Origin of the sequence: Rothia santali (genome assembly GCF_024199905.1) — a bacterium.
Lineage (GTDB): Bacteria > Actinomycetota > Actinomycetes > Actinomycetales > Micrococcaceae > Rothia > Rothia santali.
Window position 1 is genome coordinate 22,046 of the sequence record NZ_JANAFB010000007.1, and the last position, 15,387, is coordinate 37,432.

At 74.0% G+C, this 15,387-nt stretch carries 13 protein-coding genes and 1 pseudogene; 12 read left to right on the forward strand and 2 right to left on the reverse strand.

Going from position 1 to position 15,387, the window contains the following annotated elements:
• Nucleotides 1-57: 57 nt before the first annotated feature.
• The 5 genes from NBM05_RS04270 (at nt 58) to NBM05_RS04290 (ending at nt 5,959) form a co-directional block, all read left to right on the forward strand.
• Complete coding sequence (locus tag NBM05_RS04270) at nt 58-975, forward strand: TrmH family RNA methyltransferase (RefSeq protein WP_254165361.1); 918 nt, start codon at nt 58-60, stop codon at nt 973-975.
• 106 nt (nt 976-1,081) lie between these two features.
• A complete protein-coding gene (locus tag NBM05_RS04275) occupies nt 1,082-1,522 on the forward strand; it encodes a (deoxy)nucleoside triphosphate pyrophosphohydrolase (protein WP_254165363.1) in 441 nt (146 codons plus the stop codon).
• Nucleotides 1,523-1,692: 170 nt separating this feature from the next.
• Entirely contained in the window at nt 1,693-2,760 is a 1,068-nt protein-coding gene (gene pheS, locus NBM05_RS04280) for a phenylalanine--tRNA ligase subunit alpha (RefSeq protein WP_373689290.1), read from the forward strand.
• A gap of 2 nt (nt 2,761-2,762) precedes the next feature.
• Nucleotides 2,763-5,315, forward strand: a complete 2,553-nt coding sequence (gene pheT, locus NBM05_RS04285) for a phenylalanine--tRNA ligase subunit beta (RefSeq protein WP_254165367.1) — start codon at nt 2,763-2,765, stop codon at nt 5,313-5,315.
• A gap of 26 nt (nt 5,316-5,341) precedes the next feature.
• Nucleotides 5,342-5,959, forward strand: a complete 618-nt coding sequence (locus NBM05_RS04290) for a hypothetical protein (RefSeq protein WP_254165369.1) — start codon at nt 5,342-5,344, stop codon at nt 5,957-5,959.
• Between the two features lie 114 nt (nt 5,960-6,073).
• Here NBM05_RS04290 and NBM05_RS04295 read toward each other — a convergent pair whose 3' ends face one another.
• On the reverse strand, nt 6,074-7,066 hold the full coding sequence (locus NBM05_RS04295) for a quinone oxidoreductase family protein (RefSeq protein WP_373689284.1): 993 nt from the start codon (nt 7,064-7,066) through the stop codon (nt 6,074-6,076).
• A gap of 116 nt (nt 7,067-7,182) precedes the next feature.
• Here NBM05_RS04295 and argC point away from each other — a divergent pair, with 116 nt between their 5' ends.
• From argC to NBM05_RS04325, 6 genes and pseudogenes are all read left to right on the forward strand, one after another.
• Nucleotides 7,183-8,232, forward strand: a complete 1,050-nt coding sequence (gene argC / locus NBM05_RS04300; protein WP_254165371.1) for an N-acetyl-gamma-glutamyl-phosphate reductase — start codon at nt 7,183-7,185, stop codon at nt 8,230-8,232.
• Nucleotides 8,229-9,446, forward strand: coding sequence for a bifunctional glutamate N-acetyltransferase/amino-acid acetyltransferase ArgJ (argJ, locus tag NBM05_RS04305; RefSeq protein ID WP_254165373.1), 1,218 nt, complete (start codon nt 8,229-8,231; stop codon nt 9,444-9,446). Before argC ends, argJ begins: the two co-directional genes overlap by 4 nt.
• Before the next feature lie 9 nt (nt 9,447-9,455).
• Nucleotides 9,456-10,388, forward strand: a pseudogene (argB, locus tag NBM05_RS04310) (acetylglutamate kinase); the annotation flags it as partial.
• Nucleotides 10,389-10,433: 45 nt separating this feature from the next.
• On the forward strand, nt 10,434-11,801 hold the full coding sequence (locus tag NBM05_RS04315; protein WP_302183692.1) for an acetylornithine transaminase: 1,368 nt from the start codon (nt 10,434-10,436) through the stop codon (nt 11,799-11,801).
• Between the two features lie 77 nt (nt 11,802-11,878).
• The gene (gene argF, locus NBM05_RS04320; RefSeq protein ID WP_254165375.1) at nt 11,879-12,817 is read left to right on the forward strand and encodes an ornithine carbamoyltransferase; all 939 of its coding nucleotides are present in this window, start codon (nt 11,879-11,881) and stop codon (nt 12,815-12,817) included.
• Nucleotides 12,817-13,290, forward strand: a complete 474-nt coding sequence (locus NBM05_RS04325) for an arginine repressor (RefSeq protein WP_254165377.1) — start codon at nt 12,817-12,819, stop codon at nt 13,288-13,290. The genes argF and NBM05_RS04325 overlap by 1 nt, the downstream gene beginning before the upstream one ends.
• Before the next feature lie 24 nt (nt 13,291-13,314).
• Here the strand turns inward: NBM05_RS04325 and NBM05_RS04330 are convergent, their stop codons facing one another.
• On the reverse strand, nt 13,315-13,752 hold the full coding sequence (locus tag NBM05_RS04330) for an ankyrin repeat domain-containing protein (RefSeq protein WP_254165379.1): 438 nt from the start codon (nt 13,750-13,752) through the stop codon (nt 13,315-13,317).
• Nucleotides 13,753-14,075: 323 nt separating this feature from the next.
• Between NBM05_RS04330 and NBM05_RS04335 the strand changes: the two genes are divergently transcribed.
• Nucleotides 14,076-15,278 carry an argininosuccinate synthase gene (locus NBM05_RS04335; protein WP_254165381.1) on the forward strand — a complete coding sequence of 401 codons (1,203 nt, stop codon included), beginning with the start codon at nt 14,076-14,078 and terminating at the stop codon, nt 15,276-15,278.
• Nucleotides 15,279-15,387 lie beyond the last annotated feature (109 nt).

A 15,387-nucleotide genomic window follows, 5' to 3' on the forward strand; every position in this document is an offset into this window, starting at 1 on the left:
CGCCGGACCGCCCGGCTCCGGAGCGCCCGCCGGCGCCCCGTCCGGTAGTCTTGCGCCGTGTCTACCTACGAATTGCTCTCCCGCGAGCGGACCCTGATCAACCCGACCGCCGACCGCGTCAAGGACGTCGCCGCGCTGGCCCGCCCGCGCCAGCGCGCCAAGCGCGGCCTCTTCCTGGTCGAGGGCCCGCAGGCGCTGCGCGAGGCCCTCGCCGCGCACGCCCAGAGCCCGATCCTCGACGCGCTGTACGTGACCGAGGCGGCGCTCGAGCGGGACCCCGCCCTCGCCGGGGCGGTCGGCGCCGCGGCGGGCAGCCCCGCGCCCGTGGAGGGCCGCCGGGTCTTCGCGCGCCTGGTCAGCGAGGAGGTCCTCGCCGCGATGTCCGACGCGCTGACGCCCCAGGGCGTGCTCGCGGTCGCCCACGCCGCCAGCGTCCTGCGCGCGGACCCGTGGGGCCGGGAGCAGGCCCCGCGGCTCGTCGCGGCCATGGTCCGCGTCCAGGACCCCGGCAACGCGGGCACGCTGATCCGGGCGGCCGACGCCGCGGGCGCCGACGCCGTGTTCGCCTCCTCCGGCAGCGTGGACGTGCTCGGGCCCAAGGCCGTCCGCTCGACCGCCGGCTCCTGTTCCACCTGCCCGTCAGCGTCGACCTGCACCTCAAGGAGGCCGTGCGGAGGCCGCAGGTCGGGCCTGCAGGTCCTCGCCGCGGACGGCCACGGCGACGTGGACCTCGACGACCTCTCCGACGCCGCGGCGCGCGCCGACGGCCCGCCGCCCGCCGAGGGCGTGGACCTGCGCCGGCCCACCCTCTGGCTGTTCGGCAACGAGGCCCGCGGCCTGACCGGGGCCGAGAAGTCCCTGGCCGACGCCCGGGTCGCCGTTCCCGTCTACGGCCGCGCGGAGTCGCTCAACGTCGGCACCGCCGCGACCGTGTGCCTCTACGCCAGCGCCCGCGCCCAGCGCACCGCCCGGTGAGCGCGGCGGACCCGGCCGGCGCCGCCCCGGCGATCCGGGACGACGTCGTGCCGCGGCCCTCCCGCCCGGCCCGCGCCGCCCGCGGACCCGGCGGCGGGCTTCTCCCGTGCGGGGGGTCGGCGCGCCCCTGAGCGCCGCCGCCCCCTCCCCGCGCCTGCTGGTCGCCCGCCGCTCCTACCCGGCCGCGCTCGCCGGGCTGTGGGAGTTCCCCGGCGGCAAGGTCGAGGCGGGGGAGGGCTGCGAGGAGGCCCTGCACCGCGAGCTGGACGAGGAGCTCGGCGTCGGCGTCGGGCTCGACGGCGAGGTGACCGGCCCGCACCCCCAGGGCTGGCCGCTGAACGAGCGCGCCGCGATGCGGGTCTTCACGGGCCGGGTGTCCGCCGGGGTGCCGACGGCGGGCGCGGACCACTCCGAACTGCGCTGGGTCGAGCTCGCGGACGAGGCGGCTGTGCTCGGCCTGGAGTGGATCCCCGCGGACCTGCCGATCGTCCGGGCCCTGCTGCGCCGGGTCGGCGGGGTGGGCGGACAGGACCCGAGCATCCCCTAGAATGGACATGCTCTGCGGGGCCGTGCGGCTTCCCGCCCGGACGGGGCGCACTCGCCGGGGGCCCGCCGCCAGAGCCCCGAGAACCCGAACCGAGAGATGAGTAGTTCATGACTGAGACGTCGCCGGAGCGCGCCGTGGCCTCGCCGGACCCCGAGGGGGTCCTGGCCGGGATGACCGGCGTGCTGGAGAACGACCCGGAGCACGGCCTCGAGCGCGTGCGCGAGGCCCTGGCCGAGGAGGTCGAGCGGGCGCTGCGCAGCATCGACTCCGAGACCCCGGACTTCGAGGCGCTCAAGGCGGTCAGGCTCCGGTTCACCGGCGAGAAGTCCGCGATCTCACTCGTCAACCGCCAGATGCGCGCGCTGTCGAAGGAGCACAAGAAGGAGATCGGCAAGGTCCTCGGCCAGTCCCGCGGGCGCCTCACCCAGGCGCTCGAGGCCCGCGAGGCTGTGCTCGAGGAGGAGCACGCCGCGCGGATCCTCGTGGAGGAGACCGTGGACGTCACCGCCTCGGCCGGGCGCCGCGGCGTCGGCGGCCGGCACCCCGTCAACACCCTCCAGGAGCGCGCGGCCGACGTCTTCGTCGCGATGGGCTGGGAGGTCGAGGACGGCCCCGAGGCCGAGTCCGAATGGTACAACTTCGACGCCCTGAACTTCAAGCCCGACCACCCCGCCCGCGAGCTGCAGGACACGTTCTTCCTCGAGCCGGTCGGGGCGCACACGGTGCTGCGCACGCACACCTCGCCCGTGCAGATGCGCTCGCTGCACCGCCGTTCCCTGCCGCTCTACGTCGTCTGCCCCGGGCGGGTCTACCGCACCGACGAGCTCGACGCGACGCACACCCCCGTCTTCCACCAGATCGAGGGGCTGGCCGTGGACCGCGGCCTGACCATGGCCGACCTCAAGGGGACGCTGGAGCACTTCGCGCGCCAGATGTTCGGCCCCGAGGCCATGATCCGGCTGCGCCCCAACTACTTCCCCTTCACCGAGCCGTCCGCCGAGATGGACGTCTGGCACCCGGGCGCCAAGGGCGGCCCGCAGTGGATCGAGTGGGGCGGCTGCGGCATGGTCCACCCCAACGTGCTGCGCGCCGCCGGCGTCGACCCCGAGATGTACTCGGGCTTCGCCTTCGGCATGGGCATCGACCGCACGCTGATGTTCCGCAACGGCGTGCCGGACATGCGCGACATGGTCGAGGGCGACATCCGCTTCAGCGAACACTTCGGGATGGAGATCTGAACATGCGTATCCCCCTTTCCTGGCTGCGCGAGTACGCGCCGCTCCCCGCGAACGCCAGCGCCGAGTACCTCATGGAGACCCTGGTCCGGGTCGGGCTCGAGGAGGAGGCCGTGCACCGGCCCTCCGACGGGATCACCGGCCCGGTCGTCGTCGGGCAGGTGCTGACCGTGGAGCCCGAGACCCACTCCAACGGCAAGACCGTCAACTGGTGCACCGTCCGCGTGGTGCCCGAGGGACGCGAGCAGACCCTGACCGGGAAGGGCATCGAGCCCTCCGGCGTCCAGGGGATCATCTGCGGGGCCCACAACTTCGGCCCCGGCGACAAGGTCGTGGTGAGCCTGCCCGGCGCCGTGCTGCCCGGCGGCTTCGCGATCTCCGCGCGCAAGACCTACGGCCACGTCTCGGCCGGCATGATCGCCTCGGTGCGCGAGCTCGGCATCGGCGAGGACCACGACGGCATCCTGGTGCTCTCCAGCCTGGGGCTGGACCCCGAGGTCGGCACCGACGCGCTGCCGCTGCTGGGCCTGGACGACGAGGCCGCCGAGATCAACGTCACGCCGGACCGCGGCTACGCGTTCTCGATGCGGGGCGTCGCCCGCGAGTACTGCCACGCCGTCGACGCCGAGTTCACCGACCCGGCCGCCGCGCTCGCCGAGCGCGCCCCCGTCCACAACGGCGAGGGCTACGTCGTGTCGATCCGCGACGAGCGCCCGATCCACGACAGGCGCGGGGCGAGCCGCTTCGTCGCCCGCTCGGTCCTGCACATCGACCCGTCCCGGCCGACGCCGGTCTGGATGGCCTCGCGCCTGCGCCTGGCCGGGATCCGGCCGATCTCGCTGCCCGTGGACATCTCCAACTACGTGATGCTGGAGCTGGGGCAGCCCCTGCACTTCTACGACGCCGAGAAGATCCGCGGGCCCCTCGACGTCCGCCGCGCCGAGGCCGGCGAGACGCTGGTGACCCTCGACGGGAAGACCCGCGAGCTGGACCCCGAGGACCTCGTCATCGCCGACACCGACGGGCCGATCGGCCTGGCCGGCGTCATGGGCGGCGCCTCGACCGAGGTCGGCCGGGAGACCCGGCACCTCGTGATCGAGGCCGCGCGCTTCGAGGAGGTTTCGATCGCCCGGACCCGCCGCCGGCACCGGCTGCCGTCCGAGGCGTCCAAGCGCTTCGAGCGCGGCGTGGACCCGCAGGTCGCTCCGGCGGCCGCCCAGCGCGCCGTCGAGCTGCTCGTGGAGCTCGCGGGAGGGACCCCGGACGAGGGCGTCACGGACGTCCACGACCACCTGTTCCCGCACGAGATCGCGATGTCGGTCCGCTACCCCTCCGCCCGGATCGGGCTGGAGTTCTCCGAGGCCCAGGTCGAGCGCGCGCTGACCGAGATCGGCTGCACGCTCGCCCGCAGCGGCGGGATCCTCCAGGTCACCGTGCCCTCGTGGCGCCCGGACCTCCAGGAGAAGGAGGACCTGAGCGAGGAGGTGGCGCGCCTGGTCGGGTACGAGAACATCCCCTCGCGCCTGCCCGTCCCGCCGGCCGGCCGCGGGCTGACCGTGGAGCAGGCCGCCCGACGTCGCGTGCTGGACGCCCTGGCCGCGGCCGGGCTGACCGAGGTCCTGTCCTACCCGTTCGTGACGCAGGAGGAGAACCGCCTGTTCGGCACGGCCGACGCCGAGCAGCCCGTCCGCTCGCTGAAGCTGGCCAACCCGATCAGCGAGGCCAACGGGTACCTGCAGCGCTCGCTGCTGCCCGGGCTCGTCCAGGTGCTCAAGCGCAACCACTCCCGCGGCTTCCGCGACCTCGCGCTGTTCGAGACCGGCAACGTCTTCCTGCCCGGCGAGCAGAGCGGCACCTCCTCGATCCCGCCGGTGGGCGCCAAGCCCGCCCAGGGCATCCTGGACGAGCTGAACGCCGGCCTGCCCGAGCAGCCGCGCTACGTCGCGGCGATCCTCACCGGCCACGACGCGCAGCCCGCCCCCGGCGTGACCCCGCGCGCCTACGACTGGCAGGACGCGCTCGACGCGGCCCGGATCGTGGCCGAGGCCACCGGCGTCGGGCTCACCGTGCGCCAGGGCCGGCACCAGGCCTTCCACCCCGGTCGGACCGCCGAGCTGTTCGACGACGCCGGCCACACCGTGGGCTTCGCGGGCGAGCTGCACCCCCGGGTCCTCAAGGACCTGGACCTGCCCGAGCGGACGGTCGCCATGGAGGTCAGCTTCAGCGGCCTCGTGGCCGGCGCCGGCCGCCCGGTCGTCGCGCGGCCGATCTCCGGCTACCCGGCGACGACGCAGGACGTCGCGCTGGTCGTCGCCGAGGACCTCCCGGCGGCCGAGCTGCTCGGGACCCTGCGCGAGGGCGCCGGGGAGCTGCTCGAGGACGTCCGCGTCTTCGACGACTACCGCGGGACGGGAATCGAGGAGGGCCGCAAGTCGGTCGCCTGCGCGCTGCGCTTCCGCGCCCCGGACCGGACCCTGACCAACGACGAGGCCAGCGGCTACCGCGAGGCGGCCATCGACCTGGCGCGCGCGCGCCACGACGCGGTGCTGCGCGGCTAGCGCACCCACCAGGAGGAGGAAGTACGGTGAGCGAGCAGTTCTTCGGTTTCGACGAGGACGACGAGCAGACCGGCCGGGTGCCCTACCGAAGGTCGCCCTGGCGGTGGATCTGCGTCCTGGTCGTGGCCGTCGCGCTGCTGCTGACCGGCTTCCTCCTCGTGACGGGCATGCGCACGGTCCAGGCGGCGGGGGAGAACCAGCCCTTCGTGGGCCACTCCTGGGTCATCACCGGCACCTACTCCGACCTCACCCACGACCTGCAGATGCAGACCTACAACGGCGTCTACTCCGGCTCGCTGCCGGACGACTCCAACGTGGGCTACCAGCCCTTCGACAACGGCCTGAGCGATCCGGCGCCGGCCCAGCCCGGCCAGCAGGTGCAGTTCCGGGGGACCCAGACCGGCGGGCAGTCGGACGACTTCCCGCGGGAGGTCGACGCGCTGCTGGCCGTGGACGACGGGACGCTGCGCGTGGTCCGCACGACCGAGGCCGGCTCGATGTCGCCGATCACGAGCGCGGGCATCGCGGACCAGCGGCGCAACGGCTGGCTGCTGGTGGGCGGCGGCGTCCTCGCCTTCGCGGCGGGCACGGCCGGGACCGTGTACTGCGTGCGCCGCGTGCGCCGCGAGGAGGGCGTGCGCTGAGCCGAGCCGACCCGGGGCCGGTCCCGGTCACGAGCCGGCCGGTCCCGGGCCCGGTCACGGCCTGACCCGGGGCCGCTCCCGGTCAAGGCCGGACCCGGTTACGCCCGGTCCCGGTCACGGGATGAGCAGGACCTTGCCCCGCGTCCGCCGGTCCTCGAGGTAGCGGTGTGCCCGCGCGGCCTCGGCCAGCGGGAACTCCGTGTCGAGGCTGACCTTCAGCCGGCCCTCGGCGACGGCGTCGAACAGCTCGCGCATGCGCCACTCGAGCTCGTCCCGCGTGCGCAGGTACGCGCCGATCGAGGGGCGGGTGACGTAGAGGGAGCCCAGCGCGTTGAGCCGCTGGAGGTCGAAGGGCGGCACCTGCCCGCTGGCGCCGCCGAACAGCACGGCCATGCCGCGCGGCCGCAGGGTCCCCAGCGACTCCTCGAAGGTGTCCTTGCCGACCGAGTCGTACACGACGTCGACGCCGCGCCCCTCCGTGATCTCCCGGACCCGGGCGCCGAAGCCCTCGTAGCGCAGGACGTGGTCCGCGCCGTGCCCGCGCGCGATCCGCTCCTTCTCGTCGGTCGAGACGGTGGCGATGACCGTGGCGCCGAGCCCCTTGAGCAGCTGGATCGCCAGGCCGCCGACGCCGCCCGCGCCCGCGTGGAAGAGCACCGTCTCGCCCCGGGAGACCTCATAGGTGGACCGCACCAGGTAGTGGGCCGTGACGCCCTGCAGCGGGAGGCAGGCGAGGGTCCGGGGGTCGAGCCCCTCGGGGGCGCGGACGGCGCGCGCGGCGTCGACCAGGAAGTGCTCGGCGTAGGCGGCGCTCGCCTGGGCCGTGACCACGCGGTCGCCGACCGAGAGCTCCGCGACGCCCTCGCCGAGCTCCTCGACCACGCCCACGGCCTCGGCGCCGGGGGTGAAGGGGTACTCGACGTCGTACACCCCGGAGCGCTGGTAGGTCTCGATGAAGTTGACCCCGACGGCCTCGGTGCGGACGAGGACCTGCCCGCGGCCGGGGCGGGGCACGGGCACCTCGCGGGCCTCGAGGACGTCCGGCCCGCCCGCGGCGGGCGCCTGGACGGCGGTCATGGACTGCGGGGTGCTGCGCTGCTCGGTCATGGGGTCCTCTCCCGGTCGGTGCCGTGTTCCACGTCCCATCGTAGGGCGGCGGGGAGGCGCGCGCCGGGATGCATAAATATTTAGCGGATTGTATAAAACTGCGGTAGAGTGACTCCATGAGCTTTTCGGTAGCAGTCTCCGGAGCCACCGGCTACGCCGGCGGCGAGGTCCTCCGCCTCCTGGCCCAGCACCCCGAGGCCGAGGTGCGCACGGTCACGGCCCACTCCTCGGCCGGGCGCCCGCTCGGCGAGGCGGCGCCGCACCTGCGATCCCTCGCGCACCTCGAGGTCCGCGAGACCACCGCGGAGAGCCTGGCCGGGCACGACGTCGTCTTCCTCGCCCTCCCGCACGGCGCCAGCGGCGAGATCGCGGCGCAGCTGCCCGAGGGCACCCTGGTGATCGACGCCGGGGCGGACCACCGCCTGACCGACCAGGCCGCGTGGGAGCGGTTCTACGGCGAGGGGTACGCCGGTAGCTGGCCCTACGGGCTGCCCGAGCTCCTCATCTCGCCCGACGGGGCCAAGCAGCGGGAGGCCCTGCGGGGCGTCCGGCGCGTCGCGGTGCCCGGCTGCTACCCGACCAGCGCCCAGCTCGCGCTCGCCCCCGGGTTCGCCGCGGGCCTGCTGGAGCCCGACGACGTCGTGATCGTCGCCGCCTCGGGACTCTCCGGGGCGGGGAAGTCGCTCAAGCCGCACCTGCTGGGCGCCGAGGCGATGTCCAGCATGAGCCCCTACGGCGTCGGCGGCGTGCACCGGCACATCCCCGAGATGGAGCAGGGCCTCTCCGGCGCGGCCGGGCGGCCGGTCTCGGTCAGCTTCACCCCGACGCTGGCGCCGATGCCCCGCGGCATCCTCACCACGGCCACGGCCCGGGTCGCCCCCGGGGTCGGGGCGGCCGAGCTGCGCGCGGCCTGGGAGCGGGCCTACGACGCCGAGCCCTTCGTCCACCTGCTGCCCGAGGGCCGCTGGCCCGCGACCAAGTCGGTCCAGGGCTCCAACCACGCCGAGCTGCAGCTCGCGCTCGACGAGCACGTGGGGCGCGCGATCGTGACCTGCGCGATCGACAACCTCGCCAAGGGCACCGCCGGCGGGGCCATCCAGTCCATGAACCTGGCCCTCGGCCTGCCGGAGACCACCGGCCTCACCACGGAAGGACTCGCGCCATGACCGCAGACCCCCAGGAGATCACCCTGCCCGTCGAGACCGGCGCCGGCCTGGCCGCCGCGGCCGGGTTCGAGTACGCCGGCGTCGAGGCGGGTCTGAAGGCCAGCGGGGGGCGCGACGTCGCGCTGATCCACAACCTCGGCCCGGAGTTCACCGCCGCGGCCGTGTTCACGAGCAACCGCTTCGCCGCGGCGCCGGTCGAGTGGTCCCGGCAGGTCGTGTCCGACGGGCGGGTGGACGCCGTCGTGCTCAACTCCGGAGGGGCCAACGCCTGCACCGGCCCGGAGGGGTTCCAGAACGCGCACCGCACGGCCGAGGAGGTCGGCGAGCTGCTGCACGCGGCCGCGGGCGACGTGCTGGTCTGCTCGACCGGGCTGATCGGCGTGCAGCTGCCCATGGACCGGGTCTCCGCCGGCGTGCGCGAGGCGGCGTCCTCGCTGGCCTCCGGCGCGGAGGCGGACCGGGCCGCGGCCGAGGCGATCATGACCACCGACACCGTGCCCAAGCGGGCCTCGGTCGTGCTGGAGACCGAGGAGGGTCCGGTCGCGGTCGGCGGCATCGCCAAGGGCGCGGGCATGCTCGCCCCGGGCCTGGCCACGATGCTGGTGGTGCTGACCACCGACGCCTCGCTGCCGGCCGAGGACCTCGACGCCGCCCTGCGCACGGCCACCGCCTACAGCTTCGACCGCGCCGACTCCGACGGCTGCATGTCCACCAACGACACCGTGGCGCTGCTGGCCTCGGGCGCGAGCGGCGTCACCCCGGAGCGCGGGCGCTTCGAGGAGGCCCTGCGGCAGGTCTGCGTCTCGCTGGCCCTGCAGCTGATCGGCGACGCCGAGGGCGCGAGCCACGACGTCCACGTCACCACCGTCAACGCCGCGACCGAGGGCCAGGCCCTCGAGGTCTCGCGGGCGGTCTCCCGCTCCAACCTGGTCAAGACCGCGATCTTCGGCAACGACCCCAACTGGGGCCGGATCCTCGCCGAGGTCGGCACGACGCGCGCGGACTACGAGCCCGAGCGGGTGGACGTGAGCATCAACGGCGTCACGATCTGCCGCGGCGGGGCGATCGGCGAGGACCGCTCGCTGGTGGACCTCGCCGGGGACCGCCGCGTCGAGATCGCGATCGACCTCAGGGCGGGTGCCGCGCGCGCGACCGTCTGGACCAACGACCTGACCCACGACTACGTCGAAGAGAACTCGGCGTACTCGAGCTAGGAGATGACGATGCCCGAATCGAGTTCCCTGGCGCGCTACGTCGTGGCCCAGGACAAGGCGGGGACCCTCATGGAGGCCCTGCCCTGGATCCAGCAGTACGCGGGCCGGATCATGGTCTTCAAGTACGGCGGCAACGCGATGATCAACGACGAGCTGCGCGCGGCCTTCGCCGAGGACATGGTGTTCCTCCGCTCGGTGGGGATCCGGCCGGTCGTGGTCCACGGCGGCGGGCCGCAGATCTCCGCGATGCTGGACAAGCTCGGGATCTTCTCCGAGTTCCGCGGCGGCCTGCGCTACACCACGCGCGAGGCCATGGACGTGGTGCGCATGGTGCTGACCGGCCAGGTGGCCCGCGAGCTGGTGGGCCTGATCAACCAGCACGGGCCGCACGCCGTCGGCATGTCCGGCGAGGACGGCGGCCTGCTGAGGGCCCGGCGGATCACCACGGTGGTCGACGGCGAGGAGACCGACCTCGGCCTGGTCGGCGAGGTCGTGGGGGTCAACACCACCGCGATCACCTCGATGATCGAGGCCGGCAAGATCCCCGTGATCTCCTCGATCGCGCCGGAGATCATGGACCGCGACGCCGCGCGGGCCGCCGGCAAGCCCGCCGACACGCTGACCGGCGAGGTCCTCAACGTCAACGCGGACACCGCGGCGGCGGCGGTGGCGGCGGCCATCGGGGCCGAGAAGCTGGTGATGCTGACCGACGTCGAGGGCCTCTACGCCGACTGGCCGGACCCGTCCTCGCTGATCAGCTCCCTGTCCACGGAGGAGCTGCGGGGCCTGCTGCCCGGCCTGTCCTCGGGCATGATCCCCAAGATGGGGGCGTGCCTCGCCGCCGTGGAGAACGGCGTGCCGACCGCGGCGATCGTGGACGGCCGCCTCGCGCACTCGCCGCTGCTGGAGATCTTCACCGACTCCGGCATCGGCACCCAGGTCACGGGGGAGGCCCGGGCCGCCCGGCCGCTAGCCGACTTCGTCCTGATGGACCCGCTCAGGAAACACCGAGGAGGCCTCGTGAACCAGCACGCAGCGACGCAGGACGGCGCCCAGGCCGCGTCCGGGCCGGCGGGGACGAGCGCGGAGCACCCGGACGCGGGGGCGGCACCGTCCGCCGTCGCGCCCGCCGGCCAGGCCGGGCTCCTGGCGGACTACCGCCGGGACCTGCTCGGCGTCTTCGGGGACCCCTCGCTGGTCCTGGTCGAGGGGTCGGGCTGCCGCGTCACCGACGCCGACGGCACCGAGTACCTGGACCTGCTGGCCGGCATCGCCGTCAACTCCCTGGGCTACTCGCACCCCGCGTGGGTCGCGGCGATCGCCGAGCAGGCCGCCCGGCTGAGCCACGTCTCCAACTTCTTCACCAGCCCCCAGCAGGTGCGGCTCGCGGCCGAGCTGCTCGAGATTGCCGAGTCCCCGGCCGGCGGCAAGGTCTTCTTCACCAACTCCGGCACGGAGGCCAACGAGGCGGCCCTGAAGCTGATCCGGGCCCACGGCAACGCGGGCGAGCCCCGGCGCCACCGGATCCTCGCCCTGCGCAACGCCTTCCACGGCCGCAGCGCGGGCGCGCTCGCGGCCACCTGGAAGGAGGCCTACCGGGCGCCCTTCGAGCCGCTGCCGGCCGGCGTCGAGTTCATCGAGCCGACCCTCGAGGCGCTCGAGGCGGCCCTGGGCGACGACGTCGCCGGCGTCATCCTCGAGCCGATCCAGGGCGAGGCCGGCGTCATCCCCCTGAGCGAGGAGTTCCTCCGCGCGGCCCGCCGCGGCACCCGGGAGCGCGGCGCGCTGCTCGTGGTCGACGAGGTGCAGACGGGGATGGGGCGCACCGGGCTCTGGCTCGAGTCCCTGCGCAGCCTGCGCGGGGACGAGGCGCCCGACGTCGTGACCCTCGCCAAGGGCCTGGGCGGTGGCTTCCCGATCGGGGCCATGCTGACCCTGACCCCTGAGGCCACCGGCGTGCTGACGGCCGGCAACCACGGCACGACCTTCGGAGGGAACCCGCTGGCCATGGCCGCCGGGCTGGCCACCGTCCGCACCATCCGCGAGGAGGGCCTGATGGCCCACGCGGTGGAGGTCGGGGAGCACCTGCGCGCGGCCCTGGCCGGCGTCGAGGGCGTGGGGGAGGTCCGCGGGCGCGGGCTGCTCATCGCCTTCGACCTGCTCGACGGGGAGGCCTCCGGGCTGGCCCCCGCCCTGGTCGCGGCGGCCCGCGAGGGCGGGTTCATCGTCAACGCGACCGGTCCCGGCACCGTCCGGCTCGCCCCGCCCCTGATCCTGACCCGGGCGGAGGCCGACGAGTTCGTGGCCGCCCTGCCCGGGCTGCTGACCGCCGCGCGGGAGCGCGCCGCGGGCTGACCCTGCCCGCGCCCCGCCACGCACCGCCCGGGCTCCGTCCCGCCCCGCACCGACACACACGATCCGAGGAGATCCCCATGGTCCGCCACTTCCTGGTCGACACCGACCTGAGCCCCGCCGAGCAGGCGGAGGTCCTGGAGCTCGCCCGCGCGATGAAGCGGGAGCCGTACGCGCGCCGGCCCTTCGAGGGGCCGCAGACGGTCGCCGTCGTCTTCGACAAGACCTCCACCCGCACCCGGTTCTCCTTCGCCGCCGGGGTCTCGGCGCTGGGCGGCTCGCCGCTGATCGTCAACCCCGGGGAGGCGCAGCTGGGCCACAAGGAGTCGATCGCCGACACCTCCCGCGTCATCTCGCGCATGGTCTCCACCATCGTGTGGCGCACCTACGCCCAGAGCGGGCTCGAGGAGATGGCCGAGCACAGCCGCGTCCCGGTGGTCAACGCCCTGTCCGACGACTACCACCCCTGCCAGATCCTCGCGGATCTGCTTACCGTCCTCGAGCGGCGGGGGAGCCTGGCCGGGCTGACCATGGCCTACCTCGGCGACGCCGCCAACAACATGGCGCACTCCTACCTCCTGGGCGGGGCGACGGCCGGCATGCACGTGCGGGTCGCCGGCCCGGAGGGGCACCTGCCCCGGCCCGACGTCGTGGAGGCGGCCCGCGAGCGCGCGGCCGAGACCGGCGGCTCGGTCGAGGTCCTGACCGACCCCGCGGCCGCGGTGGAGGGGGCCGACGTCGTCGTCACCGACACCTGGGTCTCCATGGGCCAGGAGGACGAGAAGCAGGAGCGCCTGGAGACCTTCGCCGGCTACCGCGTGGACGCGGCCGCGATGGCCCGGGCGGCCGACGACGCGATCTTCCTCCACTGCCTCCCCGCCTACCGCGGGTACGAGGTGACCGCCGAGGTGATCGACGGCCCCGCCTCGGCGGTGTGGGACGAGGCGGAGAACCGCCTGCACGCGCAGAAGGCGCTCATGGCGTGGCTGGTCGGGGCCTCGGCGACGGAGGCGGCGTGATGGCCTTCCCCTCGACCAAGGCGGCCCGGCAGGGGAGGATCGTGGACCTGCTGGAGGAGCACCGCATCCGCTCGCAGTCGGAGCTCGCCGAGCACCTCGCGGCCGACGGCATCCAGGTCACCCAGGCGACCCTGTCCCGGGACCTGGTGGAGATCGGCGCGGAGCGCATGCGCGGGGCCGACGGCGTCCTGGTCTACGCCGTGCGCGGCGCGGAGGTCTCCCGCGCGCACGAGCCCGCCGACAAGCTGACGAGCCTGTTCCGGGACCTGCTGATCACGGCCGAGGCCAGCGGGAACATCGTGATGCTGCGGACCCCGGCGGGGGCGGCGCAGTTCCTGGCCTCCGCGCTGGACCACACCAGCATCCCCGAGGCGATCGGCACGATCGCCGGCGACGACACGGTGATGGTCGTCTCGCGCACGCCGGACGGCGGCGAGGCGCTCGCGCGCACGTTCCTGGAGTGGTCGGCCTAGCGCGCCGCCGGCGAGAGGCTCGCCTTATCGGATGCCGTGCTCGGCCAGCAGCGCGGCCATCTCCTCCAGCCCGAAGAACGCGGCGATCGCGGCCGGGGTCTGGGCCCCGAGCGAGGGGTCGGCCCCGGCCTCGATGAGCAGGCGCGCGATCGGTGCGTTGTCCCGGAAGACCGCGCTGGCCAGGGCCGTCTGGCCGCGGTCGTTGAGGCGGTCGGTATCGGCGCCGCGGCGCAGGAGCGCGCGCACGACGTCGGGCTGCTGACGGTAGGCCGCCAGGATCAGCAGGGTGTCCCCCTTGGAGTTGGTGAGGTTGACCGGCAGCCCCTGGTCCAGCAGGGCCTCGAGGTCCGCCGTGTGCCCCTCGCGGGCGAGGTCGAAGACGGCGTTCAGCGCCTCGATCTCGCGGTCGTCCAGCTCGGGCGCCTCGTCGTGGGCGGGGGTGCCGCCGGGGTCCTGTGTCATCGCGCGTCCTTTCGTAATTGTTAGTCACTCATAATAACCCATGAGTCCGGCTTTACCCCCCCCCTGAATGTGGGTGGCCGGCCGGCCGCGCGTCGTCCGATGGGGGCCGCGCCATGCCGGGGTCCGCGGGGACGGGCCGGGCGCGCGACGTCGTGCGCTCAGGAGGCCCCTCGGCGCAGTACAGTGGAGGCGACCCGGGATGTGACGTCACTAACTCCGCGAGAGGCCGCCCCGGCGTGAATAAATAATATTCAGCATGTATAGTCATGCATGAACGTGTTGTGCGTCGGCTCCGGCCGGCGCGGAGGAGAAAGGCTTCGTCCATGACGGAACGCATCGTGCTCGCATACTCGGGAGGGCTCGACACCTCCGTGGCCATCGGCTGGATCGGCGAGGCCACCGGCGCCGAGGTCATCGCCGTCGCCGTCGACGTCGGACAGGGCGGCGAGGACCTCGAGACCATCCGCCAGCGCGCCCTCGACTGCGGCGCCGTCGAGGCCTACGTGGCCGACGCCCGCGACGAGTTCGCGGAGGAGTACTGCATGCCCGCGCTGCAGGCCAACGCCCTCTACATGGACTCCTACCCGCTGGTCTCCGCGGTCTCCCGGCCCGTGATCGTCAAGCACCTGGTCAAGGCCGCGCAGGAGTTCGGCGCGACCACCGTGGCCCACGGCTGCACCGGCAAGGGCAACGACCAGGTCCGCTTCGAGGTCGGCATCCAGACCCTCGGCCCGGACCTGAAGTGCATCGCACCGGTCCGCGACCTCGCCCTGACCCGCGAGAAGGCCATCGGCTACGCGGAGGCCAACAACCTGCCGATCGTCACCACCAAGAAGAACCCGTTCTCCATCGACCAGAACGTGTGGGGCCGCGCCGTCGAGACCGGCTACCTCGAGGACATCTGGAACGGGCCCACCAAGGACGTCTACGACTACACCGACGACCCGACCTTCCCGCCGCCCGCCGACGAGGTCGTGATCTCGTTCGAGCGCGGGATCCCCGTGGCGATCGACGGCGAGGCCGTGACGCCGCTCGAGGCCATCCAGATCATGAACCGCCGGGCCGGGGCGCACGGCGTCGGGCGCATCGACATCGTCGAGGACCGGCTCGTGGGCATCAAGTCCCGCGAGATCTACGAGGCCCCGGGCGCGATGGCGCTGATCGCCGCGCACCGGGAGCTGGAGAACGTCACGGTCGAGCGGGAGCAGGCCCGGTTCAAGAAGACCGTGGGCCAGCGCTGGACCGAGCTGGTCTACGACGGCCAGTGGTTCTCGCCGCTCAAGCGCTCGCTGGACTCCTTCATCGCCGACACCCAGCAGATGGTCAACGGCGAGATCCGCCTGGAGCTGCAGGGCGGGCGGGCGACCGTGACCGGCCGCCGCTCGAACACCTCGCTCTACGACTTCAACCTCGCGACCTACGACGAGGGGGACAGCTTCGACCAGTCCCAGGCGCGCGGCTTCATCGAGCTGTTCGGCATGTCCTCCAAGGTCGCCTCGGCCCGCGACCAGCGCCTCCAGGGCTGACCCACGGTCCAGCCCGCCCGATGCCCGGCCGGCGGGGGACCGCAGCGTCCCCCGCCGGCCGGGCATCGGCGGACCGGCACCGCGCGGGCCGCAGTCCCGCGAGCCGGAC